Source organism: Aliidiomarina soli (assembly GCF_003986975.1).
Lineage (GTDB): Bacteria > Pseudomonadota > Gammaproteobacteria > Enterobacterales > Alteromonadaceae > Aliidiomarina > Aliidiomarina soli.
In genome coordinates, this window is sequence record NZ_PIPO01000002.1 from 558,478 (window position 1) to 582,616 (window position 24,139).

The following is a 24,139-nucleotide window of genomic DNA, read 5'->3' on the forward strand; positions in this document are numbered from 1 at the left end:
AGCAATGCTTCTTAAGCCCCTGTTTTTGCTTGACAGGGTGCTTTTATGACGCCTAGACTGTACTATTGTGGGGAATAGTGGAGAAAAGTGGATCGCGCTGCGATCCCGGAGACGATCATGTTTCGTGGAGCAACTGCTGTAAGCATTGATGACAAAGGCCGACTGGCGATACCTAGTAAGTATCGTAGCCAGGTATTGTCGCAGGCTGAAGGTAAGATGGTCTGCACTATTGATACTCTGCAACCCTGTCTGTTGCTCTATGCCATGCCTGAATGGAAGGTGGTGGAGCAGTATTTGGCGGGGCTTTCCAATTTTGAGCCTGCTGAACGCCGGGTAAAAAGGCTGGTTCTCGGGCATGCCCACGATTGTGACATGGATAAAAATGGCCGCTTGTTGATAGCTCCCATTCTACGCAGCCATGCTGCGCTCGATAAGAAAGTCATGTTGGTTGGTCAACTGAACAAATTTGAAATTTGGTCAGAAGACGCCTGGAACGAACAAATTAAACGTGACATTGAAATTGAGCAGCGTGGCGACTTTGAAGTTCCAGACCGACTAAAAGATTTCACATTATAATGACGATGCCAGCCAAACATGTTCCGGTACTGCTCAATGAAGCCATTGAAGCACTTGCGATTCGCCCGGATGGAACCTACATCGACATGACCTTTGGTCGTGGCGGGCATAGTCGTGCAATTCTTAACGAATTGGGCGAAGAGGGTCGTCTTTATTCGTTTGACCGCGATCCGCGTGCTGCAGAAGCCGCCGCTGAACTCGCCGGACACCCCCAGTTTCACTTCATCCAAGCTCCTTTCTCCACTCTGGCTGAAGCCGCGCAACGCGAGCAAATCAGCGGCCAGGTTGATGGCATTTTATTTGACTTAGGTGTCTCGTCCCCACAACTTGATGACGCCGAACGTGGTTTCAGTTTCATGCGTGACGGTCCTTTGGACATGCGCATGGACCCGGAACAGGGTCAGTCTGCGGCAGAGTGGATTAACACGGCCTCGATTGATGACCTGGTATATGTATTTAAACACTATGGTGAAGAACGCTATGCGCGACGTATCGCGCGGGCCATAGAGCATGACCGTAAAACCACCCCTTTTCTCTCTACTGCGCAGCTTGCGGGGCTGATCGCACGGGTAAGTCCGGTGAAAGAAAAACACAAACATCCGGCTACACGTGTGTTTCAGGCGATCCGCATTCATGTAAATCAGGAGCTGGAAGAAGCCGAAACGGCTCTGCATGCCGCTATTCAGGTGCTTGCACCGGGTGGCCGGCTGGCAGTGATTAGCTTCCACAGCCTGGAAGATCGTTTGGTCAAGCGCTTTATCAAACAACAAAGTGACGGCGCACAGTTGCCTGCCGGGTTACCGGTGACGGAAGCTGAACGACTGAAAGACTGTACTTTAAAGCCCTTGAGCCGTGCGATAAAACCTGGAGCGGCTGAAGTACAGACGAACCCGCGAGCGCGCAGCTCCGTCCTTCGGATTGCGGAGCGTTTAGCATGAGCCGGCTACAACAATCCACGTTACTGCATGTGATCCGTCAGGATCTGGGGCGCCATTTAGGGTTGCTCACGCTGACGGCACTGACTGTTGCCACCAGTCTTGGGGTGATTTATCTGACCCACCTCAATCGTGAACTGGTCGCAGACCGCGAAGAGCTTCTGCAGCAGCGCGATGCGCTGGATGTAGAGTGGCGTCACCTGGTGATTGAGCAAACCGCATTGGCCGAGCACAGCCGTATTGAACAGCTGGCTACGCGCAATCTATCGATGCAGCGGCCGAAGGATGATCAGGAGGTGCTGGTACCATGGCGGTAAAACGTAACCAACGCATCCTGCGACCTGAACCTATTCAATGGCGCTTTCAGGTTATGCTGGCCATGATCGGACTGGTGTTTTTCAGTCTGGTTGGGCGAGCGGCCTTTATTCAGGTGGTGGAACCGGATCGGCTGCGCCATGAAGGTGATCTTCGCTCGCTGCGGGTATCCCACAGTGAAGTTCAGCGTGGCAATATTACCGATCGCAACGGCGTTGAGCTGGCGGTCAGCGTGCCAGTGCAGACCGTATGGGCGGATCCACTGCGCATGCATGAGCAAAGCGGACTGGAAGATATGCGGCGCTGGCAGGCGCTGGCTGACGTATTTCAAACCCCGGTGGATGACTTATTAGCGCGGGTTGATAACCCGCAACGGCGCTTTGTGTATCTTAAACGCATGGTTACGCCGGCAGTGGCTGAGTATGTGCGGCAGCTGGATATTCCTGGCGTTTATCTGCAAAACGAATCGCGTCGTTTTTACCCTACCGGGGAAATCAACTCGCACATTATTGGCGTTACCAATATTGATGGTGAAGGCCTCGACGGTATCGAAGCGGTTTATGATGGCATGCTAACCGGAACGCCTGGTCAGCGCCAGTATCGCAAAGACGGCCAGGGGCGGGTTATTGAAGAGCTCGAAGTTCGCCAGGCTGAATACCCGCAGAATGTGCGCCTTTCCATCGACCAGCGCATTCAGGCAATGGCCTATCGCGAATTGAAAAAAGCAGTGAGTTATCACGGCGCGTCATCGGGGTCGCTGGTTGCGGTTGACGTCCACACCGGGGAAGTCCTGGCGATGGTGAACAGCCCGTCCTATAACCCGAATAACCGTCAGGAAATGCTGCCCCACCTGATGCGCAACCGTGCCATTACTGACACCTTTGAACCCGGCTCGACGGTTAAGCCGCTGGTTATGTTAGAGGCGCTGCGGCAGGGCGTGGTTGATTTAGACAGCACCATTGATACCAGCCCTGGCTGGATGAGACTCGGCGGGCGCCGGGTTCAGGACGCACGCAATTACGGTGAACTCAGCCTAGCGGAAATTTTGCAGCATTCGAGCAACGTAGCGATCAGTAAGCTGGCGCTATCGATTGACATTGACGACCTGTTGCATACCTACGCTGGGGCTGGTTTTGGCAGCGACACCGGGATAAACCTGATTGGCGAAAGCATGGGCTTAATCCGCCACCGCACCAGCTGGTCTGACTTTGAAGTGGCGACGTTATCCTATGGCTATGGCCTGGGAACGACGACCATGCAACTTGCTCAGATGTATGCGATTCTGGGTAATGGCGGGGTGCAGCGTCCACTTAGCGTGCTGGCGCTGGAAAACCCGCATGAGGGACGGCAGGTTTTTGAACCTGAGTTAACCGAAGACGTATTGCGAATGATGGAATCAGTGGTGAGCAGCGACGGCACCGGCCGTCAGGCTCGGGTCCGCGGTTACCGGGTTGCCGGTAAAACCGGAACCACACGAAAAGCGGTGCCGGGTGGTTACGGCGATGAATATGTGGGCTTGTTTGCCGGCGTTATTCCGGCCTCGAACCCGCGCATTGCGATTGCGGTAATGATCAATGAACCAGAGGGTGATGCCTATCATGGCGGTAGCGTGGCGGCGCCGCTCTTTTCTACGGTAGCGGAAGGCAGTATGCGGATCCTGAATGTGGCACCGGATGACATCTCACCAGCTACTTTACGCTCAGCAGGGTTTGGGGGGCAACGTGATTAAACTCATCCAGTTACTCCCGGACGCACCTGAAACGCTGCCCGATATTGAGGTGAGCGGACTTAAACTTGACAGTCGCCAGGTTACACACGGCGACTGTTTTGTTGCTGTACCTGGCTATCAGGTGGACGGGCGCCACTTTATTAATGCCGCGTTGCAAGCGGGCGCCAGGGCTGTTTTACAGCAAGCAGACAACTTTTCGATTGAGCAGCGTGACGCTGTTGCGATCATTTCGGTACCACACTTAAACGAGCAACTGTCAGCCATTGGTGGTCGCTTTTATAACCAGCCAAGTGAGCGTCTTAAATTAATCGGAGTGACCGGTACCAATGGTAAAACGACGGTGACTCACCTGGTGGCCCAGCTATACCAGGGGCTCGCTGAAAAAGCCGCGGTGCTCGGTACGCTGGGGAGCGGCTTTATCGATGCGCTGCTGGCAGAAAAAAATACCACCCCCGACGCGCTGACCGTGCAGTCACGTTTAGCGGGTCTCGCCAATGAAGGGGCGGATGTGGTGGCGATGGAAGTCTCCTCCCACGCGCTGGTTCAGGGGCGGGTTAACGATTTACGCTTTGCAGCCGTGGTGGCGACGAATGTGAGCCGTGACCACCTCGACTACCACGGTTCGATGGAATCCTACGCCGCTGCAAAGCAGGATTTATTCGACCATTATCCGGCTCGTGCGCGGATCTATAACCTTGATGACCCGATCGTGTGTGGCTGGTATCAGCAGTCGGCGCGACCAGCCTATGGTTACAGTCTTGAAGCCCCCGCTGACGGCTACAACGGCGAAGGCGTTCTGCGCGCAACGGGTCTGGAATTTGACCACGAGGGTGCACAGTTTACCTTGCACTGGCAGGGTCAGCAGGTGGCGGCACGCTTGTCGTTGCTGGGTGAATTTAATGTCAGTAACGCCTTAGCCGCGTTATTGGTGCTGCTGAGTGAAGGCTACACCTTACTCGATGTAGTGCCGCTGTTATCGACTTTACAACCGGTCGCCGGTCGCATGGAAACCTTCAGCGCGCCGCAGCGGGCGCTCGCCATTGTCGACTATGCCCATACCCCGGATGCGCTGGAACAGGTTCTTAAAGCCGCGCGTCGTCATTGCAAGGGCCAGTTATGGTGTGTGTTCGGTTGTGGTGGCGACCGTGATCGCGGCAAACGCCCTCAAATGGGCAATGTAGCAAGCCAGCATGCTGATATCGTGGTGGTGACCGATGACAATCCGCGTACCGAGTCGGCTGAGGCAATTATCGCCGATGTGGTCAGCGGTGTGACCGGAAGCGCACAAATAATTCAGCATCCCGGACGGGAGGCAGCAGTGCGCTACAGCCTGCAACATGCCCAGCCTGATGATGTGGTAGTGATGGCCGGAAAGGGTCATGAAGACTACCAGATCGTCGGAACACAAACATTGGATTACAACGAGCGCGCTGTGGTAGCAGCCTGTATGAACGAGGTCGCCCTATGATAGACGTTGATATTAATTGGGTTGCGAGCAAGGTGAATGGTCACTTACATGGTGGCAACGCAGACATCAGCCGGGTCACTATCGACAGCCGCGACGTGCGCAGGGGTGACCTTTTTATTGCTATCAAAGGGCCGCGCTTTGACGGCCATGATTATGCGCAGCAAGCTATTGCGGATGGCGCCGTGGCGATCATGACCAGCCAGCAATTGGCGCTGGATGTGCCTCAGGTGGTGGTAGAAGACACCCGTTATGCGTTAGGGCGTTTAGCCGCCGCAGTTAAAGCCGAGGTCGATGTTAAAACCGTGGCACTGACCGGTAGCAGCGGAAAAACCACGGTCAGAGAAATGTGCGCGGCGATCCTGCGTCAACGCGGCAACGTGCTGGCGACTCAGGGCAATTTCAATAATGACATTGGGGTGCCACTTACCTTACTTAATTTAACCCACGAACATGAATTTGCAGTGATAGAACTGGGCGCCAACCATCGTGGTGAAATTGGGTATACCAGCGCATTAGTCAGACCCGATGTAGCCCTGATCAACAATGTTCAGCCCGCACACGTTGAAGGGTTCGGGGATATCTGGGGTGTCGCCCGGGCAAAATCAGAAATTGTTAAAGGGCTGGCGCAGGATGGTGTGATTTACACCAATGCCGACTCGGAATTTGACCAGTTCTGGCAACGCGAGTATGCCAACCGGGTGCACAAAACATTCGCCGTGAATAATCCAACTGCGGATGTCAAAGCCAGCGACGTTGAACTTGATGAGCAGGGCTGTGCGCATTTCACCCTGCACTGCAAAGATCAGCAGCAGGCCGTTTCGGTGCCATTGCCCGGCGCGCATAATGTCGCCAATGCCCTGGCTGCGGCTGGGTTGTGTATGGAACTCGGAAGCACTCTGAAGGATGTCGCCAGCGGGATTGCCAGTCTGAAACCAGTACCGGGGCGAATGAATGTATACAATTTGGCCCCCGGATTGCGGGTGATTGATGATACCTACAACGCCAACGTAGCGTCAGCCAAAGCGGCGCTGGATGTATTGGCAAGCTTTACCGGCTATCGGGTGATGGTCCTCGGTGATATGGGTGAACTCGGTGCTCATGCTCGGGGATACCATGAAGAAGTAGGAACCTATGCTATCGACGCAGGGATTGATAGTCTGTTTACTCTGGGGGGCCTCAGCCAGAGTGCCAGCCAGATGTTCAACGGCCATGGGGGCCAGCACTTTGATAATAACGACGCACTAGTGGATGCACTAATAACAATTATGAAGCAGAAAAACGACGTCACTATTTTAGTAAAAGGGTCGCGCAGCGCGCGCATGGAAAGGATCGTTGAATCGATCCGTGACTACACTGCTAAAGCAAAAGTGGGGTACTCCACATGCTAGTTTGGTTAGCGGATTATTTGCAGTTCTTTTATACCGGGTTCAATGTTGTCCAGTACCTGACTATGCGTGTCATTCTGGGTATCCTAACCGCCTTAATGCTGTCGCTGTGGCTGGGTCCGAAAGTAATCCGGGCATTGCGCCGTTTACAGGTCGGCCAAACCGTTCGCGACGACGGCCCGCAAAGTCATTTAAGTAAAACTGGCACCCCGACCATGGGCGGCCTGCTGATCCTGATTTCAGTCTTTGTCTCAGTATTACTGTGGGCTGACCTAAGCAATCGGTATGTGTGGGTAACCTTATTTATTATCGGTGGCTTCGGTCTTGTCGGTTTTATTGACGATTATCGCAAAGTGGTACGCAAAGACCCGGCCGGCCTGATTGCACGCTGGAAATATTTCTGGCAGTCGGTGATTGCCGGAACCGTTGCGGTGTACCTTTTCTGGAGCGCAGGGCAAAGTGCAGAAACGGCGCTACTAATACCCTTCGTTAAAGACGTGATGCCGCAGCTGGGTGCCTTTTACATGCTGCTCGCTTATTTTGTCATTGTCGGCACCAGCAACGCGGTCAACCTGACCGACGGCCTTGATGGCCTGGCTATTATGCCGACGGTGATGGTCGCGGGTGCGCTGGGTGTGTTTGCTTACGTGACCGGCAACACCAATTTTTCTGCCTATTTGCAGATCCCCTATATCCCGGAAACCGCGGAACTAACCGTCGTCTGCGCTGCAATTTGCGGCGCCGGGTTGGGCTTTCTGTGGTTTAACACGTATCCGGCACAAGTGTTTATGGGCGATGTTGGGTCGCTGGCACTGGGCGCAGCACTTGGCATTATCGCCATTTTGGTTCGGCAGGAACTGGTTCTCTTCATTATGGGTGGGGTGTTCGTTATTGAAACGCTGTCGGTCATGCTGCAGGTGGGCTCGTATAAAATGCGCGGCAAACGGGTTTTCCGGATGGCGCCGATCCACCATCACTATGAATTAAAAGGCTGGCCGGAACCGCGGGTTATCGTGCGTTTCTGGATCCTTTCATTGGTACTGGTATTAATTGGCCTGGCCACACTCAAACTAAGGTAAGTTATGGACGTGAAGGCGGCTTTACAGGGGTATGAACGCATCGGCGTTATCGGTCTTGGCATGACCGGGATGTCGGCTGCGCGCTTTTTAGCCGCGCACGACGTCGCACCTGTATTGTTTGATACCCGTCCACAAGGTTCTGAACAGTATCAGCAGGCGACCGATTTAGCGCAGCACGAATGCTATTTGGGTGAGCTTAAACTTGAAGACTTGCTTGGCCTGGATCTGGTCATTGTCAGTCCGGGCCTGGCCTTTACTGCCCCGGCTTTACTGATGGCACGCGATGCCGGGGTCGAGTTTATTTCCGATATTGAACTGTTTGCACGGCTGGTTGATGTTCCCGTGTTAGCGGTAACCGGCTCGAACGGTAAATCGACCGTGGTTAGCCTGACCACCCACATTCTGCGCCAGTGCGGGCGCCATGTCGGTCTCGGCGGCAATATAGGTATCCCTGCTCTGGAGCTGCTCGACCAGGGCCATGACTGCATTGTTCTCGAGCTATCTAGTTTTCAGTTAGAGCAGACTTATAGCTTACATCCAGCGGCGGCCTGCGTGCTTAATGTCAGTCCAGACCACATGGACCGTTATGCGGATCTGGAAAGCTATGCACGGGTTAAAAACCGTATCTACCGTAAAGCCGATATGTGCATTTACAACCGTGATGATGCGCTAAGCGTGCCGTTACGTCGTCGTCAACTGCAGCATTTTCTCAGTGTTGGCTTACACGCAGACGAACATAATTTGACGGTTGAGATGGTCGACGGTGAGGAATTCATCGTTTTTGCCGGTCAGCCGCTGCTGGCGGTGTCGAGCATGCCAATGCCGGGTGATTACAACAAGCTCAACGTACAGGCAGCGCTGGCTCTGGTAGCGGCTTTGGGCACCGATCTTGAGTGTGCTGCAGATGCGGTGGCCAGCTTTGAACCGCTTCCACATCGCTGCCAGCAGGTGGCCAATGTAGACGGTGTGCGTTGGGTCAATGACTCTAAAGCAACCAATGCCGGGGCTTGTATTGCGGCTATCGAAGGGCTGCGTGGCGATGTCAGCGGCAAGCTGATTCTGATAGCTGGGGGTGACGGCAAAGGGGCTGATCTGAATGTATTGAAAGCACCTTTGCAACAGGTAGACGTGCTTATTACCCTTGGCCGTGACGGCAGCAAAATCGCAGCACTGAAACGCGGTGCGATCGAGGTGGATGGCATCGAGGAAGCGGTGCGAGAAGCGGCCAGACATACCAGCAAAGATAGTCTGGTTCTGTTATCGCCAGCGTGCGCCAGTCTCGACATGTTCCGCGACTACCAACAACGTGGTGACGTATTTACCGCCGCGGTGGAGGCTCTGTATGGCGACGCGTGAGCAACAACTGGAACTGCAGATGCCGGTTCGTGATGGCGTGATGACGCGCGTTCGCCACTGGTATCATCAACAACAGTCGGTGCTGTTATATGACCGGCAGTTACTGCTCATTATGCTTGCTCTGGCGGCGATTGGTATTGTTATGGTAAGCAGTGCATCGATGCCCGTGGGCGAGCGACTGACCGGTAACCCATTTTATTTCGTTATTCGCCATGGGCTTTACCTTGCCTTCAGTATGGTCGTCGCCATGGCTGTGCTAACTCAGCCGATGTCACGTTGGGAAGCAATCAATGGCTGGCTTTGTCTGGCTGCTATCGTGATGCTGGTCGCCGTGCTCTTCGTCGGCCATACGGTGAATGCCGCAACCCGCTGGATCCGGATTGGGCCAATGACCCTGCAAGTCGCTGAGTTCGCCAAATTGTTCTTCTTTATCTTTCTGGCCAGTTACCTGCACCGTCGGCATGACGAAGTGCGAAAAAATATTAAGGGCTTTCTTAAAGCGCTGGCGCTGTTAGGTCTGATTAGTATGCTGCTGCTGGCGCAGCCCGATCTGGGGACCGTGGTGGTGGTGGCAATGACCAGCATGGGCATGTTGTTTCTGGCTGGTGCCCGCATTACCCAGTTCTTTGGCGTGGTGCTGACGCTGCTTATTGCGCTGCTGGCGCTGATTATTTTCGAACCCTACCGGATGCGCCGGGTGACCTCGTTCTGGAACCCGTGGGAAGACCCTTTTGGTAGTGGCTACCAGTTAACCCAGTCGCTGATGGCATTTGGTCGCGGCGACTGGCTTGGTCAGGGTTTGGGCAATAGTGTGCAGAAGTTACAGTATCTGCCGGAAGCCCATACCGACTTTATTGTCTCGGTGATGGCCGAGGAGTTAGGTTTTATCGGTGTGTTGATTACGGTAACATTGCTCTTTGCGCTGGTGATAAAGGCGCTGTTTCTGGGGCAACGGGCGTTGCGTCAAAAACGGGCATTCAGCGGCTATCTGGCGCATGGAATTGGCATCTGGTTTGGCTTTCAGACCATGGTCAACGTGGGTGCCGCCGCTGGTATTATTCCTACCAAAGGTTTAACCATTCCGTTTATCAGTTACGGTGGTAGCAGTCTGTTGGCGATGACCATCGCACTGGCCATTTTGTTGCGTATCGATTACGAGCTTCGGGTCGGCTATCGAGCCAGCCCGGCGAAGAAAAAAAGCGCACCGCGGCGGCGTAAGGTGGTGCACTCATGAGTAAGCATGTGGTGATCTTTGCTGGTGGCACCGGCGGGCATGTGTTTCCGGCGTTAGCCGTGGCCCGCCAGTTACGTGATGCAGGGTATCAGATTAGCTGGGTTGGCACAGAGCAGAAAATTGAAGCGCGAGTGGTCCCGGCAGCAGGTTTTGAGTTTCACGCGATGTCGCAGCAGGGGTTGCGCGGGCGTGGTGTAGTCGGTTACCTGAAAGCCCCTTTCGTGTTAAGTCGCGCGGTATGGCAGTCTGCCCGGCTGTTAAAACGGTTGCGTGCCGACCTGGTGCTTGGTTTTGGCGGTTATACCGCAGGGCCAGGTGGGGTGGCAGCGAAACTGATCGGCGTGCCGTTGTTAATTCATGAGCAGAACGCGGTACCCGGGCTGACCAATAAATTATTAGCAAAGATCGCTAATCGGAGCTTGCTTGGATTTGAAATTGCGCGTAAAACCCTGCCCTCAGCAGAGTGGGTTGGTAATCCGGTACGCGAAGAAGTTTTCACCCTCAACCGGAGCGTTGAACGTGCTCACCAGACTATCCGCATCCTGGTGGTTGGCGGTAGTTTAGGCGCTCGGGTGCTGAATGAGCGCGTACCGCAAACGCTGAGTCAGTGGCGGGGTGATGCCATCCGCGTTACCCATCAGGCAGGACAGGGCAATCGTGATCAGACCCTGCAGGCGTATCAGCAGTGTCCGCCAACGGTTGAGGCGGATGTGCTTGAATTTATTGAGGACATGGCGGCGGCATACGCCAGCCATGATTTAATTGTTTGTCGCTCCGGGGCGTTGACCGTGGCGGAAGTGGCAGCGGCAGGCATTGCCAGTGTGCTGGTGCCTTTTCCGCATGCAGTGGATGACCATCAGACGCGCAATGCTGAAGTTCTGGTAATGCAGCACGCTGCGGTACTGATGCCACAAACGAAAATGACGGCGGAGCATCTGCTTGCCACCCTGGAAGAACTGACAGCGGTGCCGGATAAGCTTCGTCAAATGGGCGAAAATGCACGCAAAGTCGCGCAACCTGAGGCGACGTCACTGATTGTGCGCCATTGTCAGCAGTTAATGAAAGAGCAGGTAGTAGTATGAGTGAGATCAGAAGCGGCACAGACCGCCAGCCATTTACCGTGATCAGCGTGCCCGAGATGCGCCGCGTTAAGCGGATCCATTTCGTCGGCATTGGTGGCGCGGGCATGGCCGGGATTGCCGAAGTGCTGCTCAATCAGGGCTACCAGATTTCCGGCTCAGATATTGCTGAGAACGCCAACACGCAGCGACTCCGTCAGTTAGGCGCCTGCATTAAAATGGGTCACGATGCTGAGCACGTGAAAACCGCCAGTGTGGTGGTGGTCTCCTCTGCCATTAAAGCGGATAACCCGGAATTAACGGCCGCCAGTGAGCAGTTGATTCCGGTTGTGCGCCGTGCCGAGATGCTGGCCGAACTGATGCGCTTTCGACATGGTATTGCGATTGCCGGCACGCACGGCAAAACCACCACCACCAGCTTGATTGCGAGCATTTTTGCGGCGGCGGAACGGGATCCGACGTTTGTTATTGGCGGTTTGTTGAACAGCGCCGGCAGTAATGCTCGGTTGGGTAGCAGCAAATACCTGATCGCGGAAGCGGATGAAAGTGATGCGTCGTTTTTGCATCTGCAGCCAATGGTGTCCGTGGTGACCAATATTGAAGCGGACCATATGGACACCTATGAAGGTGATTTCAGCCGGGTGCAGGATACGTTTTTAGAATTCCTGCATAACCTGCCATTTTATGGCCTCTCGGTGATGTGTATTGACGACCCGGTTATTCGTAAATTGTTGCCGCAGGTGGGCCGTCAGATTGTTTCTTATGGCTTTAGCGAAGACGCCGATGTACGGGCACTGGATTATACCCAAACCGGTAACGAAAGCCGTTTTACCGTGCAGCGTAAAGGGCAGTCACCATTGTCGGTGGTGCTTAACCTGCCGGGTCGGCACAATGTGCTGAATGCGTTGGCGGCGATTGCGGTGGCAACCGACGAAGGGATCGAAAACAGCGCGATTGAACAGGCGCTACTCAACTTTGAAGGTATTGGCCGGCGCTTTCAGCACTACGGTACTTACCCTCTCGGCGATGGTGATGTGATGCTGGTTGATGACTATGGTCACCACCCGAGTGAAGTGGCAGCGACCATTGCTGCGGTTCGGTCGGGTTGGCCTGAACGTCGCCTGGTGATGTGTTTCCAGCCGCACCGTTACAGCCGTACCCGCGATTTGTATGAAGACTTTGTTGAGGTGCTTGGACGAACCGACGCCTTGCTCTTGCTGGAAGTTTATGGCGCGGGCGAAGAGCCGGTTGCAGGCGCTGACAGCCGGTCATTGTGCCGTTCGTTACGACAGCAGGCGGGCCTGGAGCCAGTCTATGTGAAACAGGTTGATGAACTGGCCAGTCGCCTGGCGGACATCATCCAGCCCGGTGATATCGTCTTAACTCAGGGCGCCGGCAATGTTGGTGGCCTGGCGAAAGTACTGGATGCCCAGTCGTTGAACCCGGAGCAGTTGCGTCAGCAGTCGGGAGGCAAGCAATGAATACATCGCTTTCCTTTGGCAAAGTAGCAGTGCTTGGCGGCGGCAACTCGGCAGAGCGGGAAGTCTCCCTGCGCTCGGCAGCAGCGGTCTGTAAAGGTCTGCAGCAAGCTGGAGTGGACGCTCACTTCGTTGACACCGCAGAGACCGACGTACTGACATTGAAAAGCGCAGGATACCAATGTGCGTTTATTGCCTTGCATGGTCGGGGCGGTGAAGACGGGCATACCCAGGCGGTGTTGGAGGCGATTGGCTTGCCTTACACCGGCAGCGGCGTGATGGCTTGTGCGCTGGCAATGGATAAAGCGCGAACCAAATATTTATGGCGTGGCATCGGCTTACCGACTGCGGCGTCGAGAGTACTGACAAAAAGCGATGTGAACGAGAACCTGGCCAATGTACTGGCTGAATTGGGCGGCAAAGTCATGGTCAAGCCGAGCCAGGAAGGGTCGAGTGTTGGCATGGCGAAGGCGGAAAACGCGGAACAGCTTCAGCATGCATTGCAGCACGCGTTGCAATATGACCAGGACGTGTTGGTTGAACAATGGCTGGATGGGCCGGAATACACGGTGGCGGTATTGAACGGCGACGCATTACCGGCGATTGAAGTACGGACACCGCATGAATTTTATGATTATGCAGCCAAGTACCAGGACAATACCACCGAGTACATTTGTCCTGCCCCGATCAGCGACGCACTTGAAGCTGAGTTGCGTCGTGTCGCGGTCAAGGCGTTTGCTGCCGTCGGCGGCAAGGGCTGGGGTCGGGTTGACTTTAAAACTGATACGCAGGGCGACCTGCAATTGCTGGAAGTGAACATGGTCCCGGGCATGACAGAGAAGAGCCTGGTACCGATGGCCGCTCGTCAGCAGGGAATGAGCTTTAGCGACCTGGTTGTGCGGATTTTACGTAGCAGCCAGGAGTGAGACTGATGGCAGTCGACTGGCGCGAAGTTCGATGGGACTTTTGGTTCGGCCTGCTCAGTCTGGTGCTGTTGCTGGTTGGGATCTATCTGGCCGGGAACTGGGTTTACCGGGTACTGATGGATGAACAACAGGTCCCGCTGGACGCGATAGTACTGCAGGGTGAGCTGGTCTATACCAGCTCGGATGAAGTCCGCGATGCCCTGGTGGCAGGCGAGGTAGGCAGCTTTTTTGGCGCCGATATGGCGACCCTGAAGGCGCGGGTTGAAGCGCTACCCTGGATATATAGTGCGGCGGTGCGCAAGGAATGGCCAGGGCGGTTACGGATTTTTCTAGTCGAGCAGGTGCCGCTGGCCATTTGGAACGATGAGGCGCTGGTAAACCGAGACGGCGAGGTATTTTCCGGGCGGGTTGAGCAAGTCGAGGACTGGCTTCCTCATTTGTACGGGCCGCCTGCAGATATTGACGAAGTAATGCGCCAGTACCTGCGAATCGATGAGCTGTTGCAGTTGAACGGCTACCGGATTGATGAGCTGAGCGTGACCGAGCGATTTTCGGTCAGTGTCGGACTAGAAGGGGGAATTACCCTTCACTTAGGGCGTGAAGCGCGGCTGCAACGCATTCAACGCTTTATTGATTTACATGAACGTTTGCAGCGGGCCGATGACAGAGACATTGACTATGTCGATTTACGGTATGACACAGGTGTCGCCGTAGGTTGGCGTGAAGAATGAGAGAAGTGAGTTAACCGTGATCGTGAAAACAGAAGAAGACAAAATGATTGTCAGCCTGGACGTCGGGACTAGCAAAGTGGTCGCGCTGATCGGTGAGATGTTACCCGACGGCGAACTGAGTGTGGTCGGTGTGGGTGTAACCGCTGCCCGCGGCATGGACAAAGGCGGCGTCAACGACCTCAACCTGGTAGTGCAGTCAATTCAGCGTGCGGTTGATGAAGCCGAACTGATGGCTGATTGCCGGGTGTCTTCGGTGTACCTGAATATTTCAGGGCGTCATGTCGGTTGCCAGAACGAAAACGGGATGGTGCCGATCAACGAAACGGAAGTAACTCAGGATGACGTGGAGAGTGTTATTCACGCCGCCAAGTCCGTCCCAATCGCCCAGGAGCGGCGCATTCTGCACGTGCTGCCGCAAGAGTATGTGATTGATTCGCAAGAAAGTATCAAAAGCCCAATCGGTATGTCCGGGGTGCGGATGGAAGCGCGGGTACATATTATTACCTGTGCCAACGACATGGCGAAAAATATTCAGAAAGCGGTCGAACGTTGCGACTTAAAAGTTGAGTCCTTGATTTTTTCTGCGGTGGCCTCAAGTCATGCGGTTTTAACCGATGACGAGAAAGAGCTTGGCTGTGCCCTGGTCGACATGGGCGGTGGCACCATTGATATCTGCCTGTTCTCAGGCGGTGTGTTGCGCCATACCGCGGTAATTCCGGTAGCCGGTAACCAGGTCACCAATGATATAGCGAAAATATTTCGTACTCCGCTGAGCCACGCAGAAGACATTAAGGTGCAGTACGCCTGTGCGCTGCGTCAGATGGTGAGCCAGGAAGATAATATTGAAGTGCCGTCGGTGGGCGGACGTCCGTCGCGAACCATGTCACGGCATATTTTGGCCGAGGTGGTTGAACCTCGCTACCAGGAACTGTTCGAACTGGTGCGTGACGAAATCCAGAAAAGTGGATTGGATGAGCAGATTGCGGCCGGTGTTGTGTTGACCGGCGGGACCGCGAAGATGGAAGGGGCGCTGGAGTTCGCTGAAGAAATCTTTCAGATGCCGGTGCGTTTAGGCACTCCACTGAATATTAAAGGGTTGACTGACTATGTCAGCGATGCAGCCTATGCAACCAGCATTGGCCTGCTCCGCTTCGGTCAGCTGAAACTGAATGAACAGTTAAAAGAAAAAGAACGCAAGGAAACCAGCAAATGGTGGAAACGAATCCAGAGCTGGTTTAAAGGCGAGTTCTAAGCGCCTTAGAAAAAGATCGTAATGGGGTAACAACAACTAGCAGGTAAGTGGAGAAAAACAATGAGTAGCATGTTTGAGTTAATGGACAATTACGAGTCCGATGCGGTCATTAAGGTGATCGGTGTCGGTGGTGGCGGTGGTAACGCCGTTCAACACATGGTCAGCGAATCGATTGAAGGCGTGCAGTTTATTGCCGCCAATACCGATGCGCAGGCGCTGCGTCGACATGAAGCGGATGTCACCATCCAGCTTGGTGTGGATGTCACTAAAGGCCTGGGTGCGGGTGCTAACCCTGAAATTGGTCGTCTGGCTGCGGAAGAAAACCGCGAAGAGCTGGCGCGCCAACTGCAAGGGGCCGATATGGTGTTTATCGCCGCAGGCATGGGCGGTGGTACCGGAACTGGTGCAGCACCTGTGGTGGCAGAAGTTGCTAAAGAATTAGGCATTCTGACCGTTGCAGTAGTGACCAAGCCGTTTCCGTTTGAAGGGAAGAAGCGGATGGCGTCTGCCGATGCAGGTATTGCTGCACTGGCTGAGCACGTCGATTCACTGATTACCATTCCAAACGAAAAACTGCTTAAAGTACTGGGCCGCGGAACCAGCTTGCTGGATGCCTTTAGCGCAGCGAACAACGTTTTGTTAGGCGCGGTGCAGGGTATTGCTGAATTGATTACTCGTCCGGGCTTAATCAACGTCGACTTTGCTGACGTGCAGGCAGTTATGCGTGAGATGGGTACCGCGATGATGGGTACCGGTGTCGCTTCAGGTGAAGACCGTGCGCAGGAAGCCGCGGAAATGGCTATTAACAGCCCGTTGCTGGAAGATATTGATCTGTCTGGCGCGCGTGGCGTATTAGTAAACGTCACTGCGGGCATGGATATGAGCATTGAAGAGTTCGAAACGGTCGGTAATACGGTCAAGTCGTTCGCTTCTGATAACGCGACCGTGATCGTGGGAACCGTGATTGACCTGGAAATGTCAGACGAATTACGGGTCACCGTGGTTGCGACTGGTATTGGCGCAGAGCGCAAGCCGGATATTTCACTGGTGAATACGCAAAAACCTGAAGGCAGCGGCAGCCGCACCAGCACCAGCAGTGCAAGCACTGGCAGTTACGCCAGCAGCAAAGAAGCCACGGCGCGTGCTTATAAAGAGCAAAGCGAGACCCAGGAGTCACTGGAAAAACCAGCTGCGAAGTCAAAGCCGTCAACGGATGCTGACTTTCTTGATATCCCAGCGTTTTTACGTCGACAAGCAGACTGATACGAATGGTTATTGATTGACCATTGCTGTGTTATTTGTTATAGTGCTCGGCCGCCCTTACTGGAGCGGGTAGTACACTTTCCCCAAGCGCAAGTAATGCGCAAAATAAAGTTGGGGCATGCAGCAAGTGAGAGTGAGGTTTTTATGATTAGACAACGTACGATTCAGCAAGCGATCAGCACTACAGGTGTTGGCTTGCATAAAGGCAATAAGGTCAATTTGACGTTGCGTCCCGCAGCGGCAAACTCGGGCCTGTTGTTCCGTCGTGTCGACCTCAACCCGGTGGTGGAAATTAAAGCATCACCTGAACTGGTACGCGACACCCGTATGTGTACCTGTTTAATCAACGACGACAACGTTCGCGTATCGACGGTTGAACACTTGCTGGCCGCAATTTCAGGGATGGGTATTGATAATCTGATCATTGAAGTGGACTCCCATGAAATTCCAATCATGGACGGTAGCTCGCACCCGTTTATTTACCTGCTGCAGTCTGCGGGTGTGCAAGAACAGATGCTACCGAAGAAGTTTGTCCGGGTGAAAGAGAAGGTGCGCGTGGAAGATGGCGACAAGTGGGCGGAACTGTTACCCCATAACGGGTTCCGCATCGACTTTGCGATCGACTTCGAACACCCTGCAATTGCCGATACTAATCAGATGGTATCGATGGACTTTAGTAGCCAGAACTTCATTAAAGATATCAGTCGTGCCCGCACGTTCGGTTTTATGAAAGACATCGAAACGTTGCGTGCAAATAACCTGGCGCTGGGTGGTGGCTTTGAAAACGCGGTGGTGCTTGATGAGTTCCGCGTATTGAACAGCGACGGTCTGCGTTACGACGATGAGTTTGTGAAGCATAAGATCCTCGATGCGGTGGGCGACCTGTATATGGGTGGCCACAGTATCCTGGGCCATTTACGTGCCTACAAATCAGGTCATGCGTTGAACAATCAATTACTGGTTGCCTTGCTGGAAAATCAGCAGGCCTGGGAATTTACAACCTTCGAGGAAGAGCGGGTCGAGTCTCCAATTAGTTACCTGCAGCCCGTACTTGCTTAAGGTCTTGAATAGTAATAAAAAAAGCGGTGTCCCTAAAGGACACCGCTTTTCGCATTTTAAGGCAGGCGAAATTAACGACGCTGGCTAAACCCAGGGTCAACTTTGATTTCGGTTGCATGGACAGGTTGTTCTAGAAATTGATTGAAATAATCAATAAGATGGGGCTCTAACATGCGAAGCCGTGGAATCCAGGCCGCGCTGGCAACAGCGATTTTAATAACGCCCTGAGATACCGCGGTACAACGACAAAAAGGCGCTAAGTCCGCAGGCAGAGACTCTTGCCATAAGCGTTGCCATACCTGAAACTGCTCCGTGCGTTGCTGCACCGAGCTCAGGCGGCTTTGTTGCATAATTTGGCGAATGTCTCGCGCACGTTTGCGGATCATTTTGTTCTCGGCACAGAAAAGAGTATTAGCATGAGTTTATCAATTATTTATCGTGGCAGGAAAGTGAAGTTCGGATTACGGTTCTCGCGTCGACGTTTGTTGTCGCTAGCCGGTCTGAGCGCATTTCTGGTCGTTAGCTATTATCAGCCTTGGACCAGCGACGGTTTAGATACCACCTATGCGCAGCATCGCATTAGCGACGAGCAGCAGCAACTGGCTTTACAAAGTGAAGCCGTACGCGAAGTGCGTCGTCACGCTGAGCAGGAACTGATGGCGATGACCATGCGGGTTGGTGAAATGCAGTCACAACTGCTGCGCCTTGAAGCCTTGGGTCAACGTTTAACTGAAGTCGCTCAACTTGAGCCTGGTGAATTCAATTTCTCACAACCGATGCCAGTCGGTGGTCCTGAAATTACGGTTGCCGAATGGCCGAGTGACACTGAGCATTCGGTGTTAAATGACATCGATGCGATGCTGGGACAGCTCGAAGAAAAACAAAAACAGCTCCGCCTCCTTGAGTCTGTGATGGTTAATCACCATATGAATGATGAGAGACAAATTGCAGGGCGTCCGATTACCACTGGTTGGTTGTCATCACCCTACGGTATTCGTAAAGACCCGTTTAATGGGAACCCGCGGATGCACCGGGGGGTTGATTTTGCCAGTGCAGAAGGTGCACCCGTGGTGGTCACTGGCGCAGGCATTGTTACCTTTGCGGGTCGCCGCGCTGGCTACGGTAATCTGATAGAAGTTGATCACGGTGGTGGACTGCGTACTCGTTACGCCCACATGAGCCGGATTGATGTTAAGGTGGGCGACGTCGTCACCCGCGGCCAGTCCATTGCCACAGTTGGCACGACGGGTCGTTCAACGGGGCCACACGTACATTATGAAGTAATAGAAAACGGGCGCCACGTAAACCCCAGTAGCCATGTGCAACGCCGTCTGGCTTCGCAGTAGAAGTAAGCAGACACTACTTATAACGGATTTAGGACAGATAAGAACTCATGATCAGCAGTTTATTTAAACGCATGTTTGGTAGCCGTAATGACCGCATTATTCGCCAGTTACGCAAAGTGGCTATCCAGGTCAATCAGCTGGAAAGTGAATACGAGCAATTAAGCGATGACGCGCTACGGTCGAAGACAGACGAGTTTAAGCAACGCCTGAGTGACGGCACTAAACTGGATGATCTGATCCCCGAAGCCTTTGCAACTGTGCGCGAAGCCAGTAAGCGCGTTTTTGGCATGCGCCATTTCGACGTGCAGTTAATTGGCGGCATGATCCTGAATAACAACCGGATTGCCGAGATGCGTACCGGTGAAGGTAAAACTCTGACCGCAACCTTGTCGGCGTATCTGAATGCACTGACCGACAAAGGTGTCCATATCGTGACCGTGAACGATTACCTGGCACGTCGTGATGCGGACTGGAACCGCCCGTTGTTTGAATTTCTTGGTATGACAGTGGCCTGTAACGTGGCTGGTATGGCGCCGCACGAGAAGAAGCATGCCTATACCTGTGACGTGCTTTATGGCACCAACAATGAATTTGGTTTTGACTATCTGCGCGACAACATGGCATTTAGCCCGCAAGACCGCGTACAGCGCCCGCTGCATTACGCGATTGTGGATGAGGTCGACTCGATCTTAATTGATGAGGCGCGGACCCCACTGGTAATTTCCGGTGCCGCCGAAGACAGCTCAGAACTGTACAAGCGAATGAACACCATAGTGCCGCGGCTTACCCGCCAGCTGATGGAAGATGGCAACGAAGTGGGTGAGGTCGGTGACTTCACTATCGACGAAAAAGCCCGCCAGTTGCATTTGACCGAGCATGGTCAGGAACATATTGAAGATATCCTGCGTGAAGAAGGGTTGCTGGATGACAGTCAGTCACTGTATTCAGCGGCGAACATCACCCTGTTACACCATGTCAATGCGGCACTGCGCGCGCGCCACCTGTATCAGCGTGACGTCGATTACATTGTAAAAGAAGACCAGGTGGTGATCGTTGACGAACACACCGGGCGTACCATGGAAGGGCGTCGCTGGTCTGAAGGCTTGCACCAGGCGGTTGAAGCCAAAGAAGGGGTGAAGATCCAGAACGAGAACCAGACGCTGGCCTCGATTACCTTCCAGAATTTCTTCCGCCTTTATGAAAAGCTGGCCGGTATGACCGGTACTGCTGACACTGAGGCCTTTGAGTTCCAGTCCATTTATGGTCTGGAAACCGTAGTCGTTCCAACTAATAAACCTATGGTTCGTGATGACCGTCCTGATCTGATTTTCCTCGCTGCTGAAGACAAGTACAAAGCAATTGTCGAAGATGTTCGGGAATGTCGCGAGCAAGGCCGTCCGGTACTGGTGGGTACCAGCTCAATCGAAAGTTCAGAGCTGGTTTCAAGGTTGCTGAAACAGGCAAAAATTAAACACCAGGTATTGAACGCCAAATTCCATGCTCAGGAAGCCGAAATCATTGCCCAGGCAGGTCAGGCGGGTGCTGTAACCATCGCTACCAACATGGCTGGTCGTGGTACCGATATCGTACTTGGTGGTAACTGGCAGGCCGAGCTTGAAGGCATGGGCGATGCTAGCGAAGAGGCTATCGAAAAAGCACAGCAGGAATGGCAAAAGCGCCATGACGCGGTGCTGGAAGCGGGCGGTCTGCATATTGTCGGCACCGAACGTCATGAATCACGCCGCATTGATAACCAGCTGCGTGGTCGTGCCGGTCGTCAGGGTGACCCGGGTTCATCACGTTTCTACCTGTCTCTTGAAGATCCACTGATGCGTATTTTCGCCTCAGAACGGATGGCTTCGATGATGAAGCGGATGGGCATGAAAGACGGCGAAGCGATCGAGCACCCGTGGGTGACCAAAGCGATTGAGAATGCCCAGCGTAAGGTCGAAGCGCGCAACTTTGATATTCGTAAACAACTGCTTGAGTTCGATGACGTAGCCAACGACCAGCGTAAAGTTGTCTATGAGCAACGCAACGAATTGCTCGACGAAGGCGACGTGGCGGAAACCATCGAACGTATTCGCGACGACGTGCTAAATGATGTGATCAGCGAGTACATTGCGCCAGGCTCACTGGACGAAATGTGGAACATCAGTGGTCTGGAAGAACGTTTGCGTGCTGACTTTGATCTGCCTCTGCCAGTGCAACAATGGCTCGACGATGACGACAAACTGTTTGAAGAAGTCCTGCGTGAGCGAATTATTGAAGAAGCCAATAAAGCCTACAAGCTGAAAGAAGAGCGTGTTGGTGAAAAAGTGCTGCGTCAGTTTGAGAAAGCGGTCATGTTGCAGAGCCTGGATCAGCACTGGAAAGAGCATCTGGCGGCAATGGACCATCTGCGTCAGGGTATTCACCTGCGTGGTTATGCACAGAAAAATCCAAAGCAGGAGTACAAGCGTGAGGCTTATACCCTGTTTATGGAAATGCTGGAAGCACTGAAAGTTGATGTGATTGGTATCTTAAGTAAAGTTCAGGTACGGGCTGAAGAAGACGTGGAAGCGGTCGAAGCGCAACGTCGTAAAGCAGACGCCGGACAGCGCAGTTTCCAGCACGACAGTGCCGCAACCAGTGGTGCGAACAACGATGCTGCGGATAAACCATTGCCAGTTGGTGCGCCAACAGGCCAGCCGCAGGTTCGCGAAGGCGAAAAAGTAGGTCGTAATGACCCTTGCCCTTGTGGTTCAGGGAAGAAATACAAGCAATGCCACGGTAAGCTGAGCTAAACCGATGGCATCGCAGCCCGTTGTCCACGTCGCAGTAGGTGTGGTTGAGAATACCCGCGGTGAGTTTTTACTAAGCCGCCGCGCGGCGCACCAGCATCAGGGCAACCTGTGGGAGTTTCCTGGCGGTAAAGTTGAAGCCGGGGAGACGGTGCAGGATGCCCTGGCGCGTGAATTGCGCGAAGAAATGAATTTAGTGGTGGAAGAGTCCGCGCCATTAACCGTGGTCGAACATGCCTACAGTGACAAACGAGTGCGCCTGGATGTATGGACAGTGACTCGTTTTAGCGGCCAGGTTGAAGGACTCGAAGGGCAGGAATGGCGCTGGGTACCGCGCCACCAACTGGAAGCCTATCCGTTTCCGCAAGCCAATGAGCCGATCATTGAACGCCTGCTGGCGGAAGACTAGGCTAGCGGCTGCCAGCGGTAAGTAATTACCACCCATCGTCCTCTTTATCAGCATCCGGATTCACGGCCTGCGGCAGTGGGTCCCCGGCAATTGCTTTTTCCCCGTTTGCCCATTCACCTAAATCAATCAGTCGACAGCGCTCGCTGCAAAACGGACGGAACTCTGAACTTGGCTGCCATATCACTGGCTCGTCGCACGTTGGGCATTGCACAATGAGGGGGGCTGATTGCTTACTCATACACTGATAATCCTGCCTGTCTGAATCTAAAAATAGGTTTATTGCTGACGCTTGCTAGCGGCAGCCTGAAGATACTGTTGATGAAGTATTTCAACCTGATCATACACGTCCGCGACGGTGCCGTCATTGCTCAACACATCATCAGCCTGGGCCAGCCGCTGCTGGCGTGGCATCTGCGCCGCAATAATCGCCTCGACCTGAGCCTCGCTGTTATTGTCACGGGCCATGGTTCGCTTGATCTGGAGACTCTCAGGCACGTCGACAACCAGTACCCGGTTTGTCAGGTAGGTAAGTTTATTTTCCAGCAATAAAGGGGCGGACAGTATGCAATACGCTGCATCTGCGTCGTTGAGCCGGGTTTCGATGGCGTGGCGAATACGGGGGTGAAGTAACTGATTGAGCCATTCTTTTTCGGCCTCGTCGGCGAATATACGCTGCCGCAATTGAGCCCGGTCCAGTTCGCCTTGTGCGGTCAGTATGTCGGGCCCGAAATGGCGGGCAATGTCGTTGAGCGAGTCGCTGCCGGCAGCAACCATCTCGCGGGCAATGACGTCGGCATCAATAACCGGAATACCTCTGGCGGCGAAGGCATCGGTGACCGTGGTTTTACCACTGCCGATACCGCCTGTGACGCCGACCACGAAATTACTCATGCAAACCCCGCCCACTGCCAGTACCAGCCGTAAATAGCGTCACCATAGAATAGCGCGATGACTGCCCCCATGGCGAGGAAAGGCGCAAATGGCAGAGGCGACCCCCGTTGGTGCCGTTGCATTGCCAGCAGACCAATCCCGATCAAGGCACCAGCGAAGGACGCACTTAAAATGATCAGCGGCAGCATGGACCAGCCGAACCATGCCCCAAGCACCGCCAAGAGCTTAAAATCGCCATAGCCAAGCCCTTCTTTACCGGTCAATAGTTTGAACACCCAGTAAACCAGCCATAACGACAGGTAGCCTGCGGCAGCACCGTAAATAGCGTCAACCGGTTCCATCGGCAGCACGCTAACCGACGCGAGTAAGCCGAGCCAGAGTAGCGGGTAACTGAGTTGGTCCGGTAGCAGTAAATGGCGTAAATCGATTGCGCTTAAGATCAGCAGCCCCCATAGCAGCAGGCTATATGCTGCTGCGAGTGGGGTCGGGCCAAACTGGAGAATGCACAACACAGGTACCAGGGCGCTGATCAGTTCAACCGCTGGATACTGCCAATGGATGCGGGTCTGGCAATGGCGGCACCGGCCGCGCAGGAACAGGTAACTGAGCAAGGGGATATTGTCGTAGGCTTTAATGGGGGTTTTGCAGGCAGGGCAGTGCGAACCCGGCCAGGCCAGATTATAGGGTTTCCCCTGAGGCGGCTTCGGTTGGCCACAGTCAAGTTGCCATTGCAGCTCCATCATCCGCGGCAGGCGGATAATGACCACATTAAAAAAACTCCCCAGCAACAGGCCGAGCAGTGCAGCGAAAATAAGTTCAGTCACAGTTGGCTCCTTGCACAATGA

General features: G+C 53.9%; 23 protein-coding genes. 19 read left to right on the forward strand and 4 right to left on the reverse strand.

Going from position 1 to position 24,139, the window contains the following annotated elements; translation table 11 throughout:
• Positions 1–117: 117 nt before the first annotated feature.
• The 16 genes from mraZ to lpxC all read left to right on the forward strand — a co-directional run bounded on the left by mraZ (position 118) and on the right by lpxC (position 17,865).
• Complete coding sequence (gene mraZ / locus CWE14_RS06280; protein ID WP_126788556.1) at positions 118–576, forward strand: division/cell wall cluster transcriptional repressor MraZ; 459 nt, start codon at positions 118–120, stop codon at positions 574–576.
• Positions 573–1,514, forward strand: coding sequence for a 16S rRNA (cytosine(1402)-N(4))-methyltransferase RsmH (gene rsmH, locus CWE14_RS06285; RefSeq protein ID WP_198676551.1), 942 nt, complete (start codon positions 573–575; stop codon positions 1,512–1,514). Before mraZ ends, rsmH begins: the two co-directional genes overlap by 4 nt.
• Positions 1,511–1,828 (forward strand): cell division protein FtsL, encoded by a 318-nt coding sequence (ftsL, locus tag CWE14_RS06290; protein ID WP_126798590.1) that lies wholly within the window; start codon positions 1,511–1,513, stop codon positions 1,826–1,828. The genes rsmH and ftsL overlap by 4 nt, the downstream gene beginning before the upstream one ends.
• The gene (locus tag CWE14_RS06295; RefSeq protein ID WP_126798591.1) at positions 1,819–3,555 is read left to right on the forward strand and encodes a penicillin-binding transpeptidase domain-containing protein; all 1,737 of its coding nucleotides are present in this window, start codon (positions 1,819–1,821) and stop codon (positions 3,553–3,555) included. Before ftsL ends, CWE14_RS06295 begins: the two co-directional genes overlap by 10 nt.
• Positions 3,548–5,023 (forward strand): UDP-N-acetylmuramoyl-L-alanyl-D-glutamate--2,6-diaminopimelate ligase, encoded by a 1,476-nt coding sequence (gene murE, locus CWE14_RS06300; protein ID WP_241972338.1) that lies wholly within the window; start codon positions 3,548–3,550, stop codon positions 5,021–5,023. The genes CWE14_RS06295 and murE overlap by 8 nt, the downstream gene beginning before the upstream one ends.
• Positions 5,020–6,411: a UDP-N-acetylmuramoyl-tripeptide--D-alanyl-D-alanine ligase gene (locus CWE14_RS06305; protein WP_126798593.1), complete on the forward strand. Its 1,392-nt coding sequence runs from the start codon at positions 5,020–5,022 to the stop codon at positions 6,409–6,411. Before murE ends, CWE14_RS06305 begins: the two co-directional genes overlap by 4 nt.
• Positions 6,405–7,487, forward strand: a complete 1,083-nt coding sequence (gene mraY / locus CWE14_RS06310; protein ID WP_126798594.1) for a phospho-N-acetylmuramoyl-pentapeptide-transferase — start codon at positions 6,405–6,407, stop codon at positions 7,485–7,487. Before CWE14_RS06305 ends, mraY begins: the two co-directional genes overlap by 7 nt.
• 3 nt (positions 7,488–7,490) lie before the next feature.
• Positions 7,491–8,843, forward strand: coding sequence for a UDP-N-acetylmuramoyl-L-alanine--D-glutamate ligase (murD, locus tag CWE14_RS06315; RefSeq protein ID WP_126798595.1), 1,353 nt, complete (start codon positions 7,491–7,493; stop codon positions 8,841–8,843).
• Complete coding sequence (gene ftsW, locus CWE14_RS06320) at positions 8,830–10,077, forward strand: cell division protein FtsW (protein WP_198676541.1); 1,248 nt, start codon at positions 8,830–8,832, stop codon at positions 10,075–10,077. The genes murD and ftsW overlap by 14 nt, the downstream gene beginning before the upstream one ends.
• Complete coding sequence (gene murG / locus CWE14_RS06325; protein ID WP_126798596.1) at positions 10,074–11,159, forward strand: undecaprenyldiphospho-muramoylpentapeptide beta-N-acetylglucosaminyltransferase; 1,086 nt, start codon at positions 10,074–10,076, stop codon at positions 11,157–11,159. The genes ftsW and murG overlap by 4 nt, the downstream gene beginning before the upstream one ends.
• On the forward strand, positions 11,156–12,637 hold the full coding sequence (gene murC, locus CWE14_RS06330) for a UDP-N-acetylmuramate--L-alanine ligase (RefSeq protein ID WP_126798597.1): 1,482 nt from the start codon (positions 11,156–11,158) through the stop codon (positions 12,635–12,637). Before murG ends, murC begins: the two co-directional genes overlap by 4 nt.
• Entirely contained in the window at positions 12,634–13,560 is a 927-nt protein-coding gene (locus tag CWE14_RS06335) for a D-alanine--D-alanine ligase (RefSeq protein WP_126798598.1), read from the forward strand. Before murC ends, CWE14_RS06335 begins: the two co-directional genes overlap by 4 nt.
• Positions 13,561–13,565: 5 nt before the next feature.
• The gene (locus tag CWE14_RS06340) at positions 13,566–14,291 is read left to right on the forward strand and encodes a cell division protein FtsQ/DivIB (protein WP_126798599.1); all 726 of its coding nucleotides are present in this window, start codon (positions 13,566–13,568) and stop codon (positions 14,289–14,291) included.
• A gap of 43 nt (positions 14,292–14,334) precedes the next feature.
• On the forward strand, positions 14,335–15,543 hold the full coding sequence (gene ftsA, locus CWE14_RS06345; RefSeq protein ID WP_241972342.1) for a cell division protein FtsA: 1,209 nt from the start codon (positions 14,335–14,337) through the stop codon (positions 15,541–15,543).
• 69 nt (positions 15,544–15,612) lie between these two features.
• Positions 15,613–16,806 carry a cell division protein FtsZ gene (ftsZ, locus tag CWE14_RS06350; protein WP_126798660.1) on the forward strand — a complete coding sequence of 398 codons (1,194 nt, stop codon included), beginning with the start codon at positions 15,613–15,615 and terminating at the stop codon, positions 16,804–16,806.
• A 144-nt stretch (positions 16,807–16,950) separates the two neighbouring features.
• Positions 16,951–17,865, forward strand: a complete 915-nt coding sequence (lpxC, locus tag CWE14_RS06355; protein ID WP_126798600.1) for a UDP-3-O-acyl-N-acetylglucosamine deacetylase — start codon at positions 16,951–16,953, stop codon at positions 17,863–17,865.
• Positions 17,866–17,936: 71 nt separating this feature from the next.
• Here lpxC and CWE14_RS06360 read toward each other — a convergent pair whose 3' ends face one another.
• The gene (locus CWE14_RS06360; RefSeq protein ID WP_126798601.1) at positions 17,937–18,251 is read right to left on the reverse strand and encodes a DciA family protein; all 315 of its coding nucleotides are present in this window, start codon (positions 18,249–18,251) and stop codon (positions 17,937–17,939) included.
• Between the two features lie 30 nt (positions 18,252–18,281).
• Here CWE14_RS06360 and CWE14_RS06365 point away from each other — a divergent pair, with 30 nt between their 5' ends.
• Genes CWE14_RS06365 through mutT form a run of 3 tightly spaced genes read left to right on the forward strand, consistent with a single transcriptional unit; the run spans position 18,282 to position 22,403 of the window.
• Complete coding sequence (locus CWE14_RS06365) at positions 18,282–19,211, forward strand: peptidoglycan DD-metalloendopeptidase family protein (protein ID WP_126798602.1); 930 nt, start codon at positions 18,282–18,284, stop codon at positions 19,209–19,211.
• Positions 19,212–19,258: 47 nt separating this feature from the next.
• Entirely contained in the window at positions 19,259–21,997 is a 2,739-nt protein-coding gene (gene secA, locus CWE14_RS06370; RefSeq protein ID WP_126798603.1) for a preprotein translocase subunit SecA, read from the forward strand.
• A 4-nt stretch (positions 21,998–22,001) separates the two neighbouring features.
• Positions 22,002–22,403 (forward strand): 8-oxo-dGTP diphosphatase MutT, encoded by a 402-nt coding sequence (mutT, locus tag CWE14_RS06375; protein WP_126788541.1) that lies wholly within the window; start codon positions 22,002–22,004, stop codon positions 22,401–22,403.
• Positions 22,404–22,428: 25 nt separating this feature from the next.
• Here mutT and yacG read toward each other — a convergent pair whose 3' ends face one another.
• From yacG to CWE14_RS06390, 3 genes are read right to left on the reverse strand one after another with little or no spacing between them, the layout of a single operon-like run.
• Complete coding sequence (gene yacG / locus CWE14_RS06380; RefSeq protein ID WP_126798604.1) at positions 22,429–22,641, reverse strand: DNA gyrase inhibitor YacG; 213 nt, start codon at positions 22,639–22,641, stop codon at positions 22,429–22,431.
• A gap of 38 nt (positions 22,642–22,679) precedes the next feature.
• A complete protein-coding gene (gene coaE, locus CWE14_RS06385; protein WP_126798605.1) occupies positions 22,680–23,294 on the reverse strand; it encodes a dephospho-CoA kinase in 615 nt (204 codons plus the stop codon).
• A complete protein-coding gene (locus CWE14_RS06390) occupies positions 23,291–24,118 on the reverse strand; it encodes a prepilin peptidase (protein WP_241972339.1) in 828 nt (275 codons plus the stop codon). Before CWE14_RS06390 ends, coaE begins: the two co-directional genes overlap by 4 nt.
• Between the last annotated feature and the right edge of the window lie 21 nt (positions 24,119–24,139).

Excerpts from the sequence above, each read along its gene's own strand:
- mraZ (WP_126788556.1), top strand. The coding sequence starts at position 118 with ATGTTTCGTGGAGCAACTGCTGTAAGCATTGATGACAAAGGCCGACTG.
- ftsL (WP_126798590.1), top strand. The coding sequence starts at position 1,511 with ATGAGCCGGCTACAACAATCCACGTTACTGCATGTGATCCGTCAGGAT.
- CWE14_RS06295 (WP_126798591.1), top strand. The coding sequence starts at position 1,819 with ATGGCGGTAAAACGTAACCAACGCATCCTGCGACCTGAACCTATTCAA.
- CWE14_RS06305 (WP_126798593.1), top strand. The coding sequence starts at position 5,020 with ATGATAGACGTTGATATTAATTGGGTTGCGAGCAAGGTGAATGGTCAC.
- mraY (WP_126798594.1), top strand. The coding sequence starts at position 6,405 with ATGCTAGTTTGGTTAGCGGATTATTTGCAGTTCTTTTATACCGGGTTC.
- murD (WP_126798595.1), top strand. The coding sequence starts at position 7,491 with ATGGACGTGAAGGCGGCTTTACAGGGGTATGAACGCATCGGCGTTATC.
- ftsW (WP_198676541.1), top strand. The coding sequence starts at position 8,830 with ATGGCGACGCGTGAGCAACAACTGGAACTGCAGATGCCGGTTCGTGAT.
- murG (WP_126798596.1), top strand. The coding sequence starts at position 10,074 with ATGAGTAAGCATGTGGTGATCTTTGCTGGTGGCACCGGCGGGCATGTG.
- murC (WP_126798597.1), top strand. The coding sequence starts at position 11,156 with ATGAGTGAGATCAGAAGCGGCACAGACCGCCAGCCATTTACCGTGATC.
- CWE14_RS06335 (WP_126798598.1), top strand. The coding sequence starts at position 12,634 with ATGAATACATCGCTTTCCTTTGGCAAAGTAGCAGTGCTTGGCGGCGGC.
- CWE14_RS06340 (WP_126798599.1), top strand. The coding sequence starts at position 13,566 with ATGGCAGTCGACTGGCGCGAAGTTCGATGGGACTTTTGGTTCGGCCTG.
- ftsA (WP_241972342.1), top strand. The coding sequence starts at position 14,335 with ATGATTGTCAGCCTGGACGTCGGGACTAGCAAAGTGGTCGCGCTGATC.
- ftsZ (WP_126798660.1), top strand. The coding sequence starts at position 15,613 with ATGTTTGAGTTAATGGACAATTACGAGTCCGATGCGGTCATTAAGGTG.
- lpxC (WP_126798600.1), top strand. The coding sequence starts at position 16,951 with ATGATTAGACAACGTACGATTCAGCAAGCGATCAGCACTACAGGTGTT.
- CWE14_RS06360 (WP_126798601.1), bottom strand. The coding sequence starts at position 18,251 with ATGATCCGCAAACGTGCGCGAGACATTCGCCAAATTATGCAACAAAGC.
- CWE14_RS06365 (WP_126798602.1), top strand. The coding sequence starts at position 18,282 with ATGAGTTTATCAATTATTTATCGTGGCAGGAAAGTGAAGTTCGGATTA.
- secA (WP_126798603.1), top strand. The coding sequence starts at position 19,259 with ATGATCAGCAGTTTATTTAAACGCATGTTTGGTAGCCGTAATGACCGC.
- mutT (WP_126788541.1), top strand. The coding sequence starts at position 22,002 with ATGGCATCGCAGCCCGTTGTCCACGTCGCAGTAGGTGTGGTTGAGAAT.
- yacG (WP_126798604.1), bottom strand. The coding sequence starts at position 22,641 with ATGAGTAAGCAATCAGCCCCCCTCATTGTGCAATGCCCAACGTGCGAC.
- coaE (WP_126798605.1), bottom strand. The coding sequence starts at position 23,294 with ATGAGTAATTTCGTGGTCGGCGTCACAGGCGGTATCGGCAGTGGTAAA.